This window comes from Fusobacterium massiliense (assembly GCF_900095705.1).
GTDB classification, from domain to species: Bacteria; Fusobacteriota; Fusobacteriia; order Fusobacteriales; family Fusobacteriaceae; genus Fusobacterium; species Fusobacterium massiliense.
This window is the reverse complement of record NZ_LT608327.1, coordinates 15,774-31,381: the sequence shown is the minus strand read 5'-3', so window position 1 is coordinate 31,381 and position 15,608 is coordinate 15,774. Positions and strand designations below refer to the sequence as shown.

The following is a 15,608-nucleotide window of genomic DNA, read 5'->3' as shown; positions in this document are numbered from 1 at the left end:
GTATTAGAACTTTTAATAGTTCATCAACACTATTTAATATTATATTATTACATCTTATTTAATACACTAATACCTAACAATGCTAAACCTTCTTTTAAAACTTCTCCTGTTTTCTTTATAAGTAATGCTCTTGTTTTCAAAATATTTTCCTCTTGATTTAAGATAGGGCAATTATTATAGAAAGTATTTAATTTTTTAGATAATTCATACAAATAATCAGCAATTAAATTAGGTTTAAAAGTTTCAGCTGATTTTAATACTGAAATTGGTAAATTTAATAGATGATTAGCTAAATTTCTTTCAAAATTATTTGTTAAATTTAATTCAATATCTTTTAAATCAAAACCTTGTTCTTCCACTTTTCTTAATATAGATTGTATTCTAGCATAAGTATATAGTAGATAAGGTGCTGTATTTCCTTCAAAACTCAATATTTTATCCCATTCAAACATAATATCACTTTGTTTATTTTGAGATAAATCAGCATATTTTACTGAACTTGTTCCAACAATTTCAGCAATATTTTGTTTTTCTTCTTCAGATAAAGAAGAGTTTTTCTCATTAACAATATTATATGCTCTAGTATGAGCTTCATCTAAAAGCTCTTCTAATTTTATAATATTTCCTTTACGAGTAGATAATATAGCGTCTGCAAATCTAATAATTCCAAACCATATATGATGTTTTTCTATATTCCAATCAAGCATATCAGTTATTTTGAAAACTTGTTTAAAGTGATCTTGTTGTCTTGAGTCAGTTAAATATACTAACTTATTAACATCATAAGTATTTTTCCTAAATTTTATTGTTGCTATATCAGATGTTGAATATAAATAAGCTCCATCTTTCTTTTGAACTATACAAGGATAAAGATTATCTTCTTCATTAAAAAATACTACCTTAGCTCCTTGATCATCTTTTGCAATATTTTTATCTATAAGTTCTTTAAGAACATCTCCCATCATATCATTGTAAAAAGATTCACCATAATATGTATCAAAATGTATATCTAATCTTTTATAAAGTTTATTGTATTCTTGAAGAGAAGCTTCTATAAATTCTTTCCAAAGTTTTGTATTTTCTTCTTCTCCATCTTGTAATTTTTTTAACTCAGCTCTTGCCTCATCTTCTAAAGCTGGATTTTCATCAGCTTCATCAGAAAACTTTACATAAACTCTTTCAAGCTCTTCTATCGGATTAGTTTTATAAGCCTCTTGATTCAACCATTTTCTATATCCTACTATAAGTTTTCCAAATTGAGTTCCCCAATCTCCAATATGATTATCTGCTACAACATTATAACCTAAATATTTATAAATTCTACTTATAGACTCCCCTATTATTGTAGATCTTAAGTGTCCTATATGCATTCTCTTTGCAATATTTGGCGAAGAGAAATCTATAACAACATCTCCCTTTGTATTTAAAAAAGAAAAATCATATTTTTCTCCTATTTTATTTATAGTTTCTGATAAAAATTTATTAGATAGGAATATATTTATAAATCCTGGTCCAGCAACTTCTAATTTTTCAACAACAGCTCCATAAGGAAAATTATTCTTAATATTTTCAGCTATATTCCTTGGATTATCTCCAATAATCTTTGAATTAATCATTGCAAAATTACATTGATAATCTCCAAATTTTTCATTTGTTGCAATAGTTATTTCAACAGGTTTTAATTCAACATTTGGATAAAGTTTAGCTACAAGATCTTGAAAAATATCAGTTAATTCTCTACTAACTATTTTCATAAAAAACTCCTTTTCTAATAATTTATTATTGAGTCTCTTGACAGCCGTATGAGTTCTACAAGCTCAATAAACACAGGCTCTTCGAACTAATACGGACGTCAGAGACTATTTTTCATTATTTAATTTTATATTTTCATATAGAATAAATAAAGTCTCTTGACAGCTCTATAAATTCTACAAACTCAATAAAAATAGACTCTTCAAACTAATATTGACATCAGAGACTATTTTTCGCTATTTAAATTATATTTTCATATAATAAAAAAATCCAGCCTATCGCCTCATTATGGTTTTAGTCGCCAAAGTTAATAAGTGAGTAGTCAGATATTAAAAGCATACAGCATCCGTAATATTATAAAATATTCGTGATGTTCCTGATTTACTAAAAACAGAGCCAACCCCATGACGACATTAGACCCAAAACCTCCTGGAAATAGCGGTAAGGCCAGAAATTTATAATTAATTATATCATAATTTCTTTAAAATTCAAATGAAAGTTTAATTATATATTAAAAAAAGTCTCCTGACAGCCGTATGACTCTTCCGAGCTCACCGAAATGCTCTCCAGAGTAATACGGACATCAGAGACTAATTTTTTCCTATTTAATTTTATAATAAAATTAAACTCCTTTAACTATCTTATCAATTTCAATAGCAGTCTTTAACACTTCTTCTAAATCTTTTAAATACAACATATTTGGTCCATCAGATTTAGCTTCCACCGGATTAGGATGAACTTCTGCAAATATTGCATCTACACCAACAGCTAATGCTGCTCTTAACAATGGATAAACATATTCTCTGTCTCCTGAAGTTGCAGTTCCTAGTCCTCCTGGCTTTTGAACTGAATGTGTTGCATCAAAAACTACTGGATAGTTGAATTTTCTCATTTCAAGTAAACCTCTCATATCAACTACCATATTATTGTATCCAAATGTACTTCCTCTTTCACATAACATTATATTTTTGTTTCCAGATTCTTCCATTTTTACAACTATATTTTTCATATCCCAAGGAGCTAAAAATTGTCCTTTTTTTATGTTAATAGCTTTTCCTGTTTCTGCTGCAGCAATTAATAAATCTGTTTGTCTGCATAGAAAAGCTGGTATTTGTAAAACATCTGCAACCTTAGCAACCTCTTTACATTGCCACACTTCATGAATATCTGTAATTACAGGAACATTAAATTTTTCTTTAGTTTTTGCAAGCATTTTCATTCCTTCTTCTAGTCCAGGTCCTCTATATGAATAAATAGAAGATCTATTTGCCTTATCAAAAGAAGCTTTAAAAATATATTCTATTCCTAATCTATCACAAATTTCTTTAATCCCTCCAGCTACTTCGTCCATAATTTCTTGAGACTCCATAACACAAGGTCCAGCAATCAAAACAAATCTTTTCTTTCCACCAATTTCAATATTTCCAACTTTAACTTTATTTACGTCGTTAATTAACATTTTCCACCATCTTTCTTCTAACTATTTCTCTTCTTGCAATTTCTTTATCATCAAAATGCCATTTTTTTGTTCCAACAATATGGTAAGTTTCATGTCCCTTACCTGTTATAAGTATTATATCATTTTTTTCAGCTAAAGTAATAGCTTTTTTTATTGCTTTTTCTCTATCTGGCTCAAACAAATAATCATCTTGTTTTAAGAATCCTTTTTTTACATCATTAAATATTTGCTCAGGATTTTCTGTACGAGGATTATCTTCAGTTAATATTATTACATCACTTAAATCTTCAGCTGCTTTAGCCATTATAGGTCTTTTTGTTCTATCTCTATCTCCACCGCAACCAAAAATTGTTATTATTCTATTTCCACCTTTTATATTTCTTGCTGCAACTATAACATTTACTAAGGCATCTGGTGTGTGAGCATAATCTACAATAACCTTATAATCCTGTCCACAATTCAATGCTTCAAATCTTCCTGGGGCTGCTTTTATATTCTTGATTCTTTTAACAATTTCCTCAAAAGATATTCCTATTTTTAAAGCAATACCAATAGCTCCTAAAGTATTATACAAATTAAAATCTCCTAATAAATGATATTCTACTTTTTCTTCTTTATTTTTATATTTTATAGAAATATAGCCATTATCTAAATATTCTCCTTTCAAATCACCATTTTCTAATCCATAAGAGAGTATTTTTGAACCATCATTTATAAATTCATCGTATAATCTTTTCCCATATTTATCTTCAATATTTATTACAGAATTATTTATATCTTTTAGTTTTAAAAATAATTTTCTTTTTGCTTGAAAATAATTTTCCATATTCAAATGGTAATCTAAATGGTCTTGAGTTAAATTTGTAAATGAAGCAAAGTCAAAATCAATCACTTCTACTCTTCCCATTTCAAGAGAGTGTGAACTAACTTCCATAATTACATACTCTATATTCTTTTTAACTGATTTATAAAATATTTTTATTAAATCTAATGATTCAGGGGTTGTATTCACAGCCTCAAAAACTTCATTTCCAATCTTATATTCAATAGTTCCAATACGAGTAAGAGGAGTATCTCCCATTAATTTTTCTATCATATATGTTGATGAAGTTTTTCCATTAGTTCCTGTAACTCCAACAATTTTTAATTTTCTTTGTGGCCAATCAAAAAAGTTTGATGCTATGTAACCTAATTTTTGTCTTAAATTTTCAACTAAAACATAGCTAACATTATGCTTCAACTCTACTTCTTTACTCACTATAATACAAGTTGCTCCATTTTCTACGGCACTATCAATAAAATTATGTCCATCAACATTTGCACCGTCTAAAGCAACAAAAATATAATCTTTTTTTATTTTTCTTGAATCATATTCTATACCAGAATATTCCCTATTCAAGTCTACTTCTTTTAAAATTCTATGCTCAATTCCTGAAAATATATCCATCGTTCTCTCCTACTCTTAATTATTTTCTATTTGCCAATCTATTTCAGTTTCACTTAAATTTCTTAAAATTTCATTAATTTTACTAAAATGCTTACAACCGAAAAATCCTCTACTTGCTGAAAGGGGACTTGGGTGTACTCCTTTTAATATATAATGCCTACTACTATCTATAAATTTTTCCTTAGCTTTTGCATTATTTCCCCATAATACAAATATTATAGGTTTTTCTCTTTCATTTAATTTCTTTATTACATTATCAGTAAAAGTTTGCCAACCTATTTTAGAATGTGAGTTTGCTTCTCCTTCTCTAACAGTCAAACTTGTATTTAAAAGTAAAACTCCCTGTTTTGCCCATTTTTCTAAAAAGCCATTATTCGGTATGTATAAACCTAAGTCATCTTGTAACTCTTTATACATGTTTAAAAGTGATGGAGGCGTCTTTATTCCATAATTTACTGAAAAAGATAATCCATGAGCTTGACCTTTTTGATGATAGGGGTCTTGACCTAAGATTACAACTTTTGTTTCTGAATAAGATGTCAACAGAAAAGCATTTAATATATCTTTTTTTAAAGGATAGACTGTATATTTATCATATTCTTCTTCAAGAAATTTTTTTATATTTTGAAAATAATCTTTTTTAAATTCTTCTTCTAAAATTTCTTTCCAATCATTATTAATTTTTGACACAAACTTTCCCCTCACTTTCTTTTTTAGTTTATTACTTAATAATATAATATTATTAGCTAAAAAGCAAGTAGATATAATAGAGTCTCCTGACAGCCGTATGACTCTTCCGAGCTCACCGAAATGCTCTACAGAGTAATACGGACGTCGGAGACTAAATTTCATTATTTGATTTTATACCTTCCTATATAATAAAAAAAGAGAATTTTCAAGTTTTTATTCTCAAAAATTCTCTTAATTGTACTAAGTCATAGACACTATTTGATAATAACTTTTTGTTCTTATAGAACTTCTATATTAGTATATTACTCTTAGTCCTACTCCTCCTCTAATATTGCTTCCTTTTGTGTCGTATCCAATATTAGCTGTTATTCCTAATCTTGAGTTATCAAGTCCTAAGTTCAAATCTGTCTTTACATTTCCTCTTCTATCTTCTTTTTCTCCTCTGATATTAAACCAGTCTGCATTTGTTTCTGCTACTCTTGCTTTGTTTCTTCCATTTGCTACTCTTCCTAATTCGTTATCATATGATACGCCTAGTCTTGCTGTAAATGTTTTTCTATTTTCTAGCAAGTGTTTAAATTCTAATTCTGCTCCTATTTCTGGTTTTAATGAAATATAATCATTTGATTTTACTTCTAACTTAATTTCTCCTGATTTTTCTCTTACTTTTGTTATTCTTCCATATTCTGGTTTTATAGATGTATATGGTCTCAATTTGAAGTCTTCACTTAATCTGAATTCTTTTCCTACTTCTGCTTTTGCTGCTATTCCGTAGTCATAATATCTTCCTCTTGCTCCAAATACTTCATCTACTACTAAGTATCTTCTCTTCATTCTGTTGTATCCACCAAAAATTTCTCCTGATACTGTTACATTAAATGAATTATTATCATCAAATGGGATTGATTTGAATACTCCTAATTTTCCTTTAGTCATTCTTTCTCTTGAATTTCCAATATCTCTAAATTTAAATTCATTATGTACCAATCCTGTGTACCAACCTAGAGTTCTTCCCAATTTTACATCTTCATCTTCATGAACATAAGCTACACCTTCTGCATGATTTCTATAATCTATTACTCCTGCAGTATCTGTCTTGTATTCTCCTCTCATTCCAAATACTTTTACTTTATTTGAATCTTTTGAGAATGTTTGCCATTCTTTTCTTAAATAATTAAATTCTTTATCTAAGATAGTTCCTGTTGAATGTACTCTTTGTTGAATATTTGCATATTGATGTCCCATCATTTCATCTGTTGCTTGGTATAATAGAATTTCTTCATTATTTCCAATGCTATTCAATTTATCAAATACTCTTCTTTCTCTTGAATATCTAGATTCAACACCATATCTTTGTTCTAATCCATCTAAGAAATTATATGTATCTTTTTTATCTACTGGTGTATCTTCATTTCCTGCCCATTCTGTGTAAGGGATTTTTGCTAAATATATATGTTTTATAGCTCCAGTATCTTCATCTTGTTTTATAGTTGACATCCAAGTTAAAGATCCTGAGTAAATATTCCATTTTGCAATTTGAGGATTATCAATAATTAAATCATTATATGATTTTGATCCTCCATTTTTCCCTTCATAAATTTTAGGATCTACTTCTATATATTTACTATTAGTATACTTAGCAGCTTCATTTCCAACTATAAAATCTACTTCTGTTAATGTTTCTAAATTTTCAATTCCTTCTATAGGTTTAGTAAAGTTAATATTAGAAGTATCTATATACATTCCAAAAGAGCTTACTGTTTTAGCAGTTGCACTTGGATTTACTACATTTTCTTTTTCTAATTTTTCTATAGTTTTAGGATCTACAGTTACTAAATTAGGTTTTTTAATTGGTTTTTCTTGAGGAAGTCTCTTATCATAGATTCCTTTTTCATCTAGTTTAACTCCTCCTACTTCTTTATCAAGTTGACTCTTATTTTCATCAAAAGCACTTGAACCTTCTCCTTGTACAGATATTTTTGCTCCTGCAAGACTTGCTTCTTTTTTGTCAGCACTTATAACAAAATCTCCGTAGTTTTTAATTATTCCTTTGTTATTTCCTGCTCCTGCTACATATATTCCTTTACTATTTTTAGCACTTAATCTGATTTCAGAACCTGGATGGTTTTCTATAGTTGCTCCATTTTTTACAACTATACCAACTAGATTTTCTAAGCCTTCTCCCTCAGATAAAATTCTTCCATAGTTATGACCTACAGCTTTATTATCAAGATAAATTCCTGTCGTATTGCTTGCTGATAAAATTATATCTCCTCTATTTTCTAAAGTAGAATTTTTTTCAGTTGCAAACATACCTATAGAATGTTCTCCTGTAACTTTTATTGTTCCTTCATTGACAATATGTCCTGTGAATGGAGTTTTTGGACTTCCATCTTCATTTTTATCATCTCTTGCAGGAGTATATCCTCCAGCCATACCTATAGCATACTTGGCGTTTTTAGGTTTCATTTTATCATATACTGAAGCCCCAACTTCTATAGTTGCTCCTAAATGGTTAGTAGCAACTTTAGTTGGATCAGCAGATGTACTATAAATACCAACATTTGCTTTTCCTGCTTTGAAATCCATATTTCCATAGTTATCTACTTTACCAGCACCATAGATTCCATAGTTTTCATCACCTGTTGCTTTTAAATTAGTACGATTTTCTACACTTCCTAATTTATCTTTAGAATATATAAATACTGTGTCACTTCCTAAATCTTTAGTTAATGTTGCTCTTGAAACTATTGTATTATTAGCTTGTTCATTGTTATTGATAAGTCCATATCCACTGTCTCCAATAGAAATGTTTCCTAAAAGATTTATATTTTGTCCACTACCAGCAGCATAAATTCCAACAGCTTTATTTGTTCCTACATTTAAAGTACTTCCAGCTTTTAAAGTCACATCTTTTGAATTAGAGTAAATTCCAACAGCATTATCAGAAGTTTCTATATTAGCTGCTGTTTCTAAAGTAACTTCATGGCCATATATACCAATTGAATTTTTTCCAACTTTTATATTTTTCTTATTTGTTATAGCTGTTGCAGCTTCTTTAGCATAAATTCCTATATTAGGATTAGCATCATTATCTGCAGCAGATACATCTATATCTCCTTCGTTCACAACAGAAGTTAAAGTATCTTTATTTGCTACTATTCCATATCCTTTTACTCCAACAGTTTTTATATTTCCTTTATTAGTAAATGTTCCTGTTCCACTAGCTAAAAGGTTAGTTAATCCAGCTGTCGTATTTGTTGTATTATTAATTTCAACATCAATATTATTAGTTAAATTATTTCCATCAAAAATAACTCCAGTAGCCTTACCTGTATTACTTCCATTATAATTTAATATTAATTTCTTTCCAGACTCTGCAGTAATTTTTGAATTATCTTTCAAGTATATTCCTACACCAGAATCTTTAACATTAACATTTAAATTATCTATAAGTTTAACATCTGAATTTTGAGCATAAGTTCCTATTCCTTCTGCTCCCACTGTTATATTTCCAGCTAATTCTATAGTTGCTCCTTCATTATTAGATGTATTAGTTGATTTAACTGATATTCCAGCTCCATTATCTCCAAGAACTATATCGCCAGTATTTTTAACAAGTACTTTACTTCTATCCTTATCACTGTTATTTTTTACTGATATTCCTATAGAATCTTTTCCTTTAATATCAATTTTACCTGCATTTAGAATATCTACAACATTTCCTGTTGCTCCAGCTTTATCTGTTCCAAATGTTACATTATCACTTGAATTTACTTTTGATGAAGCATTTGCTGCTATTCCTATACCTTTTTCTGCTACAGTAATAGTTCCAGTTGTATCATTTACTAATTTACTTCCATTTGTTCCAAATATTCCAACTCCTGCATTAGTCATTTCAATTTTATTTTTATTTTCTATTTTTCCATAGTTTACTGACATGGCAGCTGTAGAACTACTTGGTGTTAAAATACCATTTTTTACTTTTACAAGTCCACTGTTTACAAATCCAGTTTCATCATTAGAGTTTGCATTTTTATCAGACTGAATACTCAAGCCTTGTGCCTTAAATGTTGTATTACTAGCATCTCTTGTAACAGTAACTCCCTCTTTAATATTAACCAATGTTTTTCTTAATGAAATATGGTTATATCCATCATTTTCATCATTTATACTGATATTTAAAGTTGTTGCTGGAGCTTTAGGTTCTACATTCAAAGTTCCACCTTTTATATACGATTTAGTCCAAAAATATCCTTGTCCATTATCTTTTTTAGCTTCAACCTCTTTAAATAATTGTTTTTCTCCGTTATTATCTGGATTAGCTAATAAACTTTTCACATAATCATCAGTACCATTCCATACCATTGTAGAACCTGTATTATCTATTTGTCCTAGATTGATACCATCTTTTTTAATATTCAATGTTACATGTTCTTTAAATCCTTGATATTTACTATCAGTTTTATTATAGTCATTTACATTAGCTATATCAATAACTCCATCATAAATATTAAAAGCTGTAGTTCCTGTTATTTCAATTTTAGAATCCTTATCTGCGTAAACTGGTGCTACCTTATCATATTTTGTTGGATCATCAAAATTATTTTTAACTTCTATAGTTCCTCCACCAAATTTAATAGTACCACCCTTAGTAGCAACTAATCCACTTCCTTCTCCAGCTTTAATTTCACTATTTTTACCTTGAATTTCTACAACTCCACCTTCACTAGCATAAGCTGCAGTACCATTAATTTTAGCATTTCCTGTTATAACTACTTTAGAATTTTTAACAGCTTCAGCTCCATCTTTTCCAGAACCACCTTTACCTGATGCATAAGCTCCAACATTGTTATATTTTTCAAGTTTAGTAGCTGCATCATCTGCTGCCCATTCATCTACAGCCTCAATATTTCCATCTATATGAATATCTCCATAACTTACAGTAGATTTATCAGGTTCTGCAAGATCTGGATTTGATTTATATTTATGCTCATATTTATTTGCATAAGCTATTAATGAACCGTATCCATAAGCCTTAGTTGTATTTTCTTTTCCTGCTGATAAAGATTCCCCGCTTACTGTTATTTTTCCACCTTCAGCCATATATGCTATCGGTCTTAATTCAACATCTTTACCTCCAACTTTTTCTTTAGCCATTTTTGCTGACATTTCAACTGGTACTCCGAAATTAATTTCAGACGGTTTATCTTTAAGTGCATTTATTGTATCTACACTAATTCCATAATTTGTATGCTTATAATCGTTATTTGTATTTAATCTTCTTTGTTTAGCTTCACCATCTCCCCAAGTTCCTTTAGCTAAAGCTAAAATTGTTCCTGTTGCAGCTTTATTAGCATTATCATCAGTTGAACTTACTAATTTACCACCTGCAAAATCAGTATTTGTAGCCTCACTATTATAATCTTTTATAGATTCTGTTCTTATAGCTATTCCGTTTTCTGCACCAGCAGTTGAACTATTAGTTTTTTTAGCTACATCTATTTGTGTTCCTCTTTCAGAAGCTATCATTATATTTCTCTTAGAGTATTTTCCAAAAGTAACATCTATATCATTTACATATAAAGGATGAATAGCATCTTTATCTACATGTTCAAATTTATTGTCATTTTTCAACAAATCTTTTTTTGGCTCAATTCCTTCTCTTTGTCCAGATTGTGCTAAAATTCCAACATTGTTTTCAACCCATTTATCTGATGTTCCCCCTGTATTACCCTTCTCAGTCTGACTATCTCCACCAGCAATATTTAATTTTTCTCCTATTCTAGCAGCTGCTCTTACTTCTCCTTGGAATATACCTATTTTAGTATTTCTCCATGCATTTTTTAAATTACCCCATGTTGTTGTTGTTTCCGGTTTTTTATTTAGTTTTTCTCCATCTATACCTATTCCTATTGTATCATCTTGAATTAAATCTGCAAATAATAAAACAGTATTTCCATCACCATAAGAGTTTAATGGTTTTTTCATATTTATAAGTGGAGTCATTCCTGTTTTGTAAAAATCTTGGATAGTATCTCCATTTATTAAATTTTTCATATTAGGAGAGTATCCTAACCCTGAATAAAATATGTTGTTTGCACCTTCAAAATTTATATTTGCATTATTAGTATAATTAAATGAACCTGAAGACCCAACAACTGAATATACTATATTTTCATTAGTTTTAGCATCTACATTTACCCCTTTTCCTAAGAAAGCTCCTCTTTGTATAGAAGCATTATATTCTTTCTTTATATCATTCAATAAAAATTCTTCATTTGCTGGAGCAAAATAGAAAATTGTATTTTTATCCCCCAGTAAATTTACTTTTACATCATTAAACACAATTTTAGGAGCATGCCAACTTTCGATAGAAAACATAGCTGCTTTTCCATATAAGTTTCCTTCTACATTTTGTATAGTTCCATTCCATACTGAATGTATTCCTACTTCTCCTTCCCCATTTCCTTTACCATTTCTTTTTCCAGCAGCATCAACATTTCCAGCTAAATGGAATATTTTTTTGTTTGCATCATTATCTGAACCACCATAAAGGTATCCACCAACTCTATTATCTATTTCACTAATTTTTTGATCTTCAGATGCGTCTATTCTTGCACCAGAATTTCCATTCTCAAGAATTTTATTTCCTACTAAATAAGGATTTTTTAAATAAACTAACATTGCTTTTCTCCTAGTACCAGAAATAATATCTTGCTTTTGTCCATTATTGTCTATTTTTCCCGACTCTGCAACATAATTTGTTCCATCATGCCCCGAATATAGAACTTTATTTTTAAAGTTACTATCTGTTTTTTCGTTAGAATTTACATATTTTTTTTCTTTGTATTCAGTATATAAATTACCTCTAGTAGCATCATTAGCTACACCAGTATTAGAATTTAATGCTGAATAAATTCCCGTATTTATTTTTTCATACCCCTCATTAGTATCTGTATAAAAATCCATAAAAGGATCTGTACTCGGTTGAGGAGTTTTTACTGTTACTTTTACTTCATTAGGTATTATTTTATCTGGTGTTGGCACCTCTGGAACATTCAATAAAACATTTACTTCTGCCGGTACTTTTGTTTTTATTTCATCAACACTTACAGGTTTTCTTCCAACTTCTTTTGGTCTTACTGTTGCATCTATATTAAGACTTGCTATAGGTTCTTGTACTTTTGTATTACTTGCTATTCCATAACTATCTGACGATACTCCTCCAGCTTTTCTTATGCTTGATGTTGCTGATCTTGTTGGATCTACCTTTATCCCTTTTTCTGCTCTTTCTTTTTCTTTTAAAGCTGTATATTTAGCATAGCTTGTGCTATCCGGTGATATATTTCTTTCATATGGATCTGTACTTCTTTCAAATATTCCTTCATAAGGATATTTTTGCGCTTTATCTCCTTTTCCCTTATATGTTGATCCCCAATGATCATAGTAGTAATTTGCCCCAAATTGCCATGATGACCATGGTGATTTTACTACTTGATTTCCTTGTTCCATTAGTTTTACTAATTCTAATCTTGCTCCACTTAACGCTTTATCATTTTCTTTTCTTATTTGTCTTGATTTATCTCTTATACTTTCTACTGAACCACCTATTTCTGGTCTTGTAAGTAAACTTTCTTGTGCTGCAGCTTCTGCTTTTATTTCAGATACATCTGCTGAAAATGCTCCTACTCCCATCATTAGAAACATTATCGCTAAGCCTACTGAAAATTTTACACTCTTGTATCTTTTCGCAATATAACGTAAACTTCTTTCAACATCTAACAAATTGTTACTCATCTTTTACTCCTTCTCGTCTTAATTTTCTCTTTGAACTAATTTAAATTCTACTCTTCTGTTTTGGAATCTTCCTTCTGCATCTGCATTACTTGCTACTGGATTTGTTTCTCCTAAGCCCTCTGTTCCTAAAATTCTATCTGCTTCCAATCCTAGTTCTATTAGTTTTGCTTTTACTGATTCTGCTCTTCTTAGTGATAATCCTAAATTATATTTATCACTTCCTACTGAGTCTGTATGTCCTACTATTGTTACATTATAGTTATAATGCTTTATAAATTCTATTAAGTTTGTTAGTATTGGATAATATTGTTCCTTTACGACTGACTTATCAAAATCAAAATTTAATGCTCTTGCATCTAACACTATTGTCATTTCTTTTGGTTGTTCTATATTTGTTATATCTACTTGATTTATTTCCAATGCATTTATTCTTATACTATTTTCTCTCATTGCTGTTGTTGTTAATTTTTGTGCTGAAAATGTTACTGCTGACATTATCATCATTAACATTAATAATACTAGTTTTGTGCTGATTGTTGTAATCTGTCTTTTTGCCATTGTTCAGCCTCCTTTTCTAATGATATATATTGTTTTGTATAGTCTACTTTTCCTTCTTCTTTTAATTTATCTAGATTTTCTGTTGGTTTTACAAATTGATTTTGTCCTAAATAATCTTCTATTACATTTAATCTTTCTTCATTATATTTTACTACTTTATTATTTACGCATGATACTGCTAAAAGTCCTGTCATTGCTACTAATATCATTTTTTTCATCTTATTTTCCCTCCATTAATCTATTTCTCTTTCCTAGATCATTTAATTTTCCTTCTAATTCGTTTAACATTTCATTTGTTTTTGTATAGTTTTCTATCTTATCAGTAATAGCCATCATTTCAGCTTTTATTCTTTTTACTTCTCTATCCATCTTTTCACTATCTGTCATATTCTTTTCTCTTTCTTTTTGAGCTTTCTTTTCTGCTTTTATTCTTTCTTCTTCAGCTTTCTTTTCTGCTTCTGCCTTCTCTTGAGCTTCCTTAGCTTGAGCTTCTGCAACTGCATTTTCAGTTGCTACCCTTTCTTCTTCAACTCTTTTTTCTGCTTCTATTTGCTCATTTTGTACTTTTTCTTGAGCTTCCATTGCTTGTCTTTCTGCCTCAGCTTGTTCTCTTGCTACTCTTTCGGCCTCTTCTTGAGCCTTTTTCTCTGCTTCTGCTTTTTCTTTGGCTAGCCTTGCTTCTTCTTTCGCTCTTTCTTTCATTATTTTGTCATATTCTTTCAATAATCTGGCTTTCGCTTCATCTTCAGCTCCCAATGAAACTTGTCCTATTATTAGTACTCCCAACATTATCCCTAGTATTTTTTTTACTTTCACTTTCATCTCTCCTTACTATTTACCTTCAGTGATTTCTGTGTAGCCTTTTATTTCATTCTCTTCTCTTGCAACACTTCTTACTACTCTTTCATAAAAATCTAGTTTTGTTAATGCTTCTTCTTTTGTCTTTTCTAGTTTTTCAAATGCTGTTTTTGGTTTTACTTTCTTTTCTGCTTTTCTTTTTTCTGCTATTGTTTTATTTATTCTTTCTATTCTTTGTTCCTCTGTTTCAGGTTTTATTTCTTCTATTACTACTTTTTCTTCTACCGGAGTTGCAATGACTACTTCGCTTGTTTCTGCCGCTTTAACTTGTTCCTCAACAACTTTTTCTTGAGCTTCTTCCATTACTTTTTGTGCTTGCGCTTGAGCTTCCATTGCTTGTCTTTCTGCTTCTGCTTGTTCTCTTGCTAATCTTTCGGCCTCTTCTTGAGCCTTTTTCTCTGCTTCTGCTTTTTCTTTTGCAAGTCTTGCTTCTTCTTTCGCTCTTTCTTTTTCTGCTTTCTCTATCTTGTCTCTCATTCTTTCTAAGATTTTCATTGCTTCTTTTTTATCAGCTTCATTCATTTCAGTTGGTACAGTTTCTGCTTGTGCTATTACACTTATTCCTAGTAAAAACAATAAAACTTTTAATGTCTTTTTCATTTTTCCCCCTACCTATTTTTTATTAATATTTTTTTATTGTAATGCTTCTAACAATCCTGTCAATTCAGATATTTTTTGTTCTTTTTCTAATATTGTTTTTTCTAATTTATCATAGTATACATCATATTTCTTTAATAACTTTTTGTATTGATCTCTATGCCATCTTATTTCAGAATCTTTCTTTAATTTTGCATAAAGTTCTTCTTTCCCTATTTGTTTTTCTTTTAAAGTTGCTACTTCTTTTTCTAGTTCTGATTTTTCCACCATAAACTCTTGTTTCTTTTCTGCTTCTTTTTGTAGCAACTCTTGATATTCTGCTTCTATACTATTTACTGTGTTTGCTATTTCTTGTTCCACTGTCATATTCCCTTCTTCTCCATATGCCAATGTTCCAATTAACAACATTCCAACTATAAAAAATTTGTTAGCTTTCATTAAGCAACC

10 protein-coding genes are annotated in these 15,608 nt (G+C 29.6%); all 10 read right to left on the bottom strand.

The window, feature by feature from the left end; genetic code table 11:
- Window positions 1-47: 47 nt before the first annotated feature.
- Window positions 48-1,754 (bottom strand): arginine--tRNA ligase, encoded by a 1,707-nt coding sequence (argS, locus tag BQ2505_RS04645; protein WP_074016612.1) that lies wholly within the window; start codon window positions 1,752-1,754, stop codon window positions 48-50.
- 620 nt (window positions 1,755-2,374) lie between these two features.
- Window positions 2,375-3,211, bottom strand: coding sequence for a 3-deoxy-8-phosphooctulonate synthase (kdsA, locus tag BQ2505_RS04640; RefSeq protein ID WP_074016611.1), 837 nt, complete (start codon window positions 3,209-3,211; stop codon window positions 2,375-2,377).
- Window positions 3,201-4,658 carry a UDP-N-acetylmuramoyl-L-alanyl-D-glutamate--2,6-diaminopimelate ligase gene (locus BQ2505_RS04635; protein ID WP_074016610.1) on the bottom strand — a complete coding sequence of 486 codons (1,458 nt, stop codon included), beginning with the start codon at window positions 4,656-4,658 and terminating at the stop codon, window positions 3,201-3,203. Before BQ2505_RS04635 ends, kdsA begins: the two co-directional genes overlap by 11 nt.
- Window positions 4,659-4,673: 15 nt before the next feature.
- Window positions 4,674-5,348, bottom strand: a complete 675-nt coding sequence (locus BQ2505_RS04630; RefSeq protein WP_074016609.1) for a uracil-DNA glycosylase — start codon at window positions 5,346-5,348, stop codon at window positions 4,674-4,676.
- A gap of 294 nt (window positions 5,349-5,642) precedes the next feature.
- A complete protein-coding gene (locus tag BQ2505_RS04625) occupies window positions 5,643-13,148 on the bottom strand; it encodes an autotransporter-associated N-terminal domain-containing protein (RefSeq protein ID WP_074016608.1) in 7,506 nt (2,501 codons plus the stop codon).
- 18 nt (window positions 13,149-13,166) lie between these two features.
- On the bottom strand, window positions 13,167-13,706 hold the full coding sequence (locus BQ2505_RS04620) for an OmpA family protein (protein ID WP_074016607.1): 540 nt from the start codon (window positions 13,704-13,706) through the stop codon (window positions 13,167-13,169).
- Complete coding sequence (locus BQ2505_RS04615; protein ID WP_074016606.1) at window positions 13,667-13,924, bottom strand: hypothetical protein; 258 nt, start codon at window positions 13,922-13,924, stop codon at window positions 13,667-13,669. The genes BQ2505_RS04620 and BQ2505_RS04615 overlap by 40 nt, the downstream gene beginning before the upstream one ends.
- Before the next feature lies 1 nt (window position 13,925).
- Window positions 13,926-14,522 (bottom strand): FAD-I family protein, encoded by a 597-nt coding sequence (locus BQ2505_RS04610; RefSeq protein WP_074016605.1) that lies wholly within the window; start codon window positions 14,520-14,522, stop codon window positions 13,926-13,928.
- Window positions 14,523-14,537: 15 nt separating this feature from the next.
- Window positions 14,538-15,164, bottom strand: a complete 627-nt coding sequence (locus BQ2505_RS08835) for a hypothetical protein (RefSeq protein ID WP_074016604.1) — start codon at window positions 15,162-15,164, stop codon at window positions 14,538-14,540.
- A gap of 33 nt (window positions 15,165-15,197) precedes the next feature.
- Window positions 15,198-15,599: an adhesion protein FadA gene (locus BQ2505_RS04600; RefSeq protein WP_074016603.1), complete on the bottom strand. Its 402-nt coding sequence runs from the start codon at window positions 15,597-15,599 to the stop codon at window positions 15,198-15,200.
- Between the last annotated feature and the right edge of the window lie 9 nt (window positions 15,600-15,608).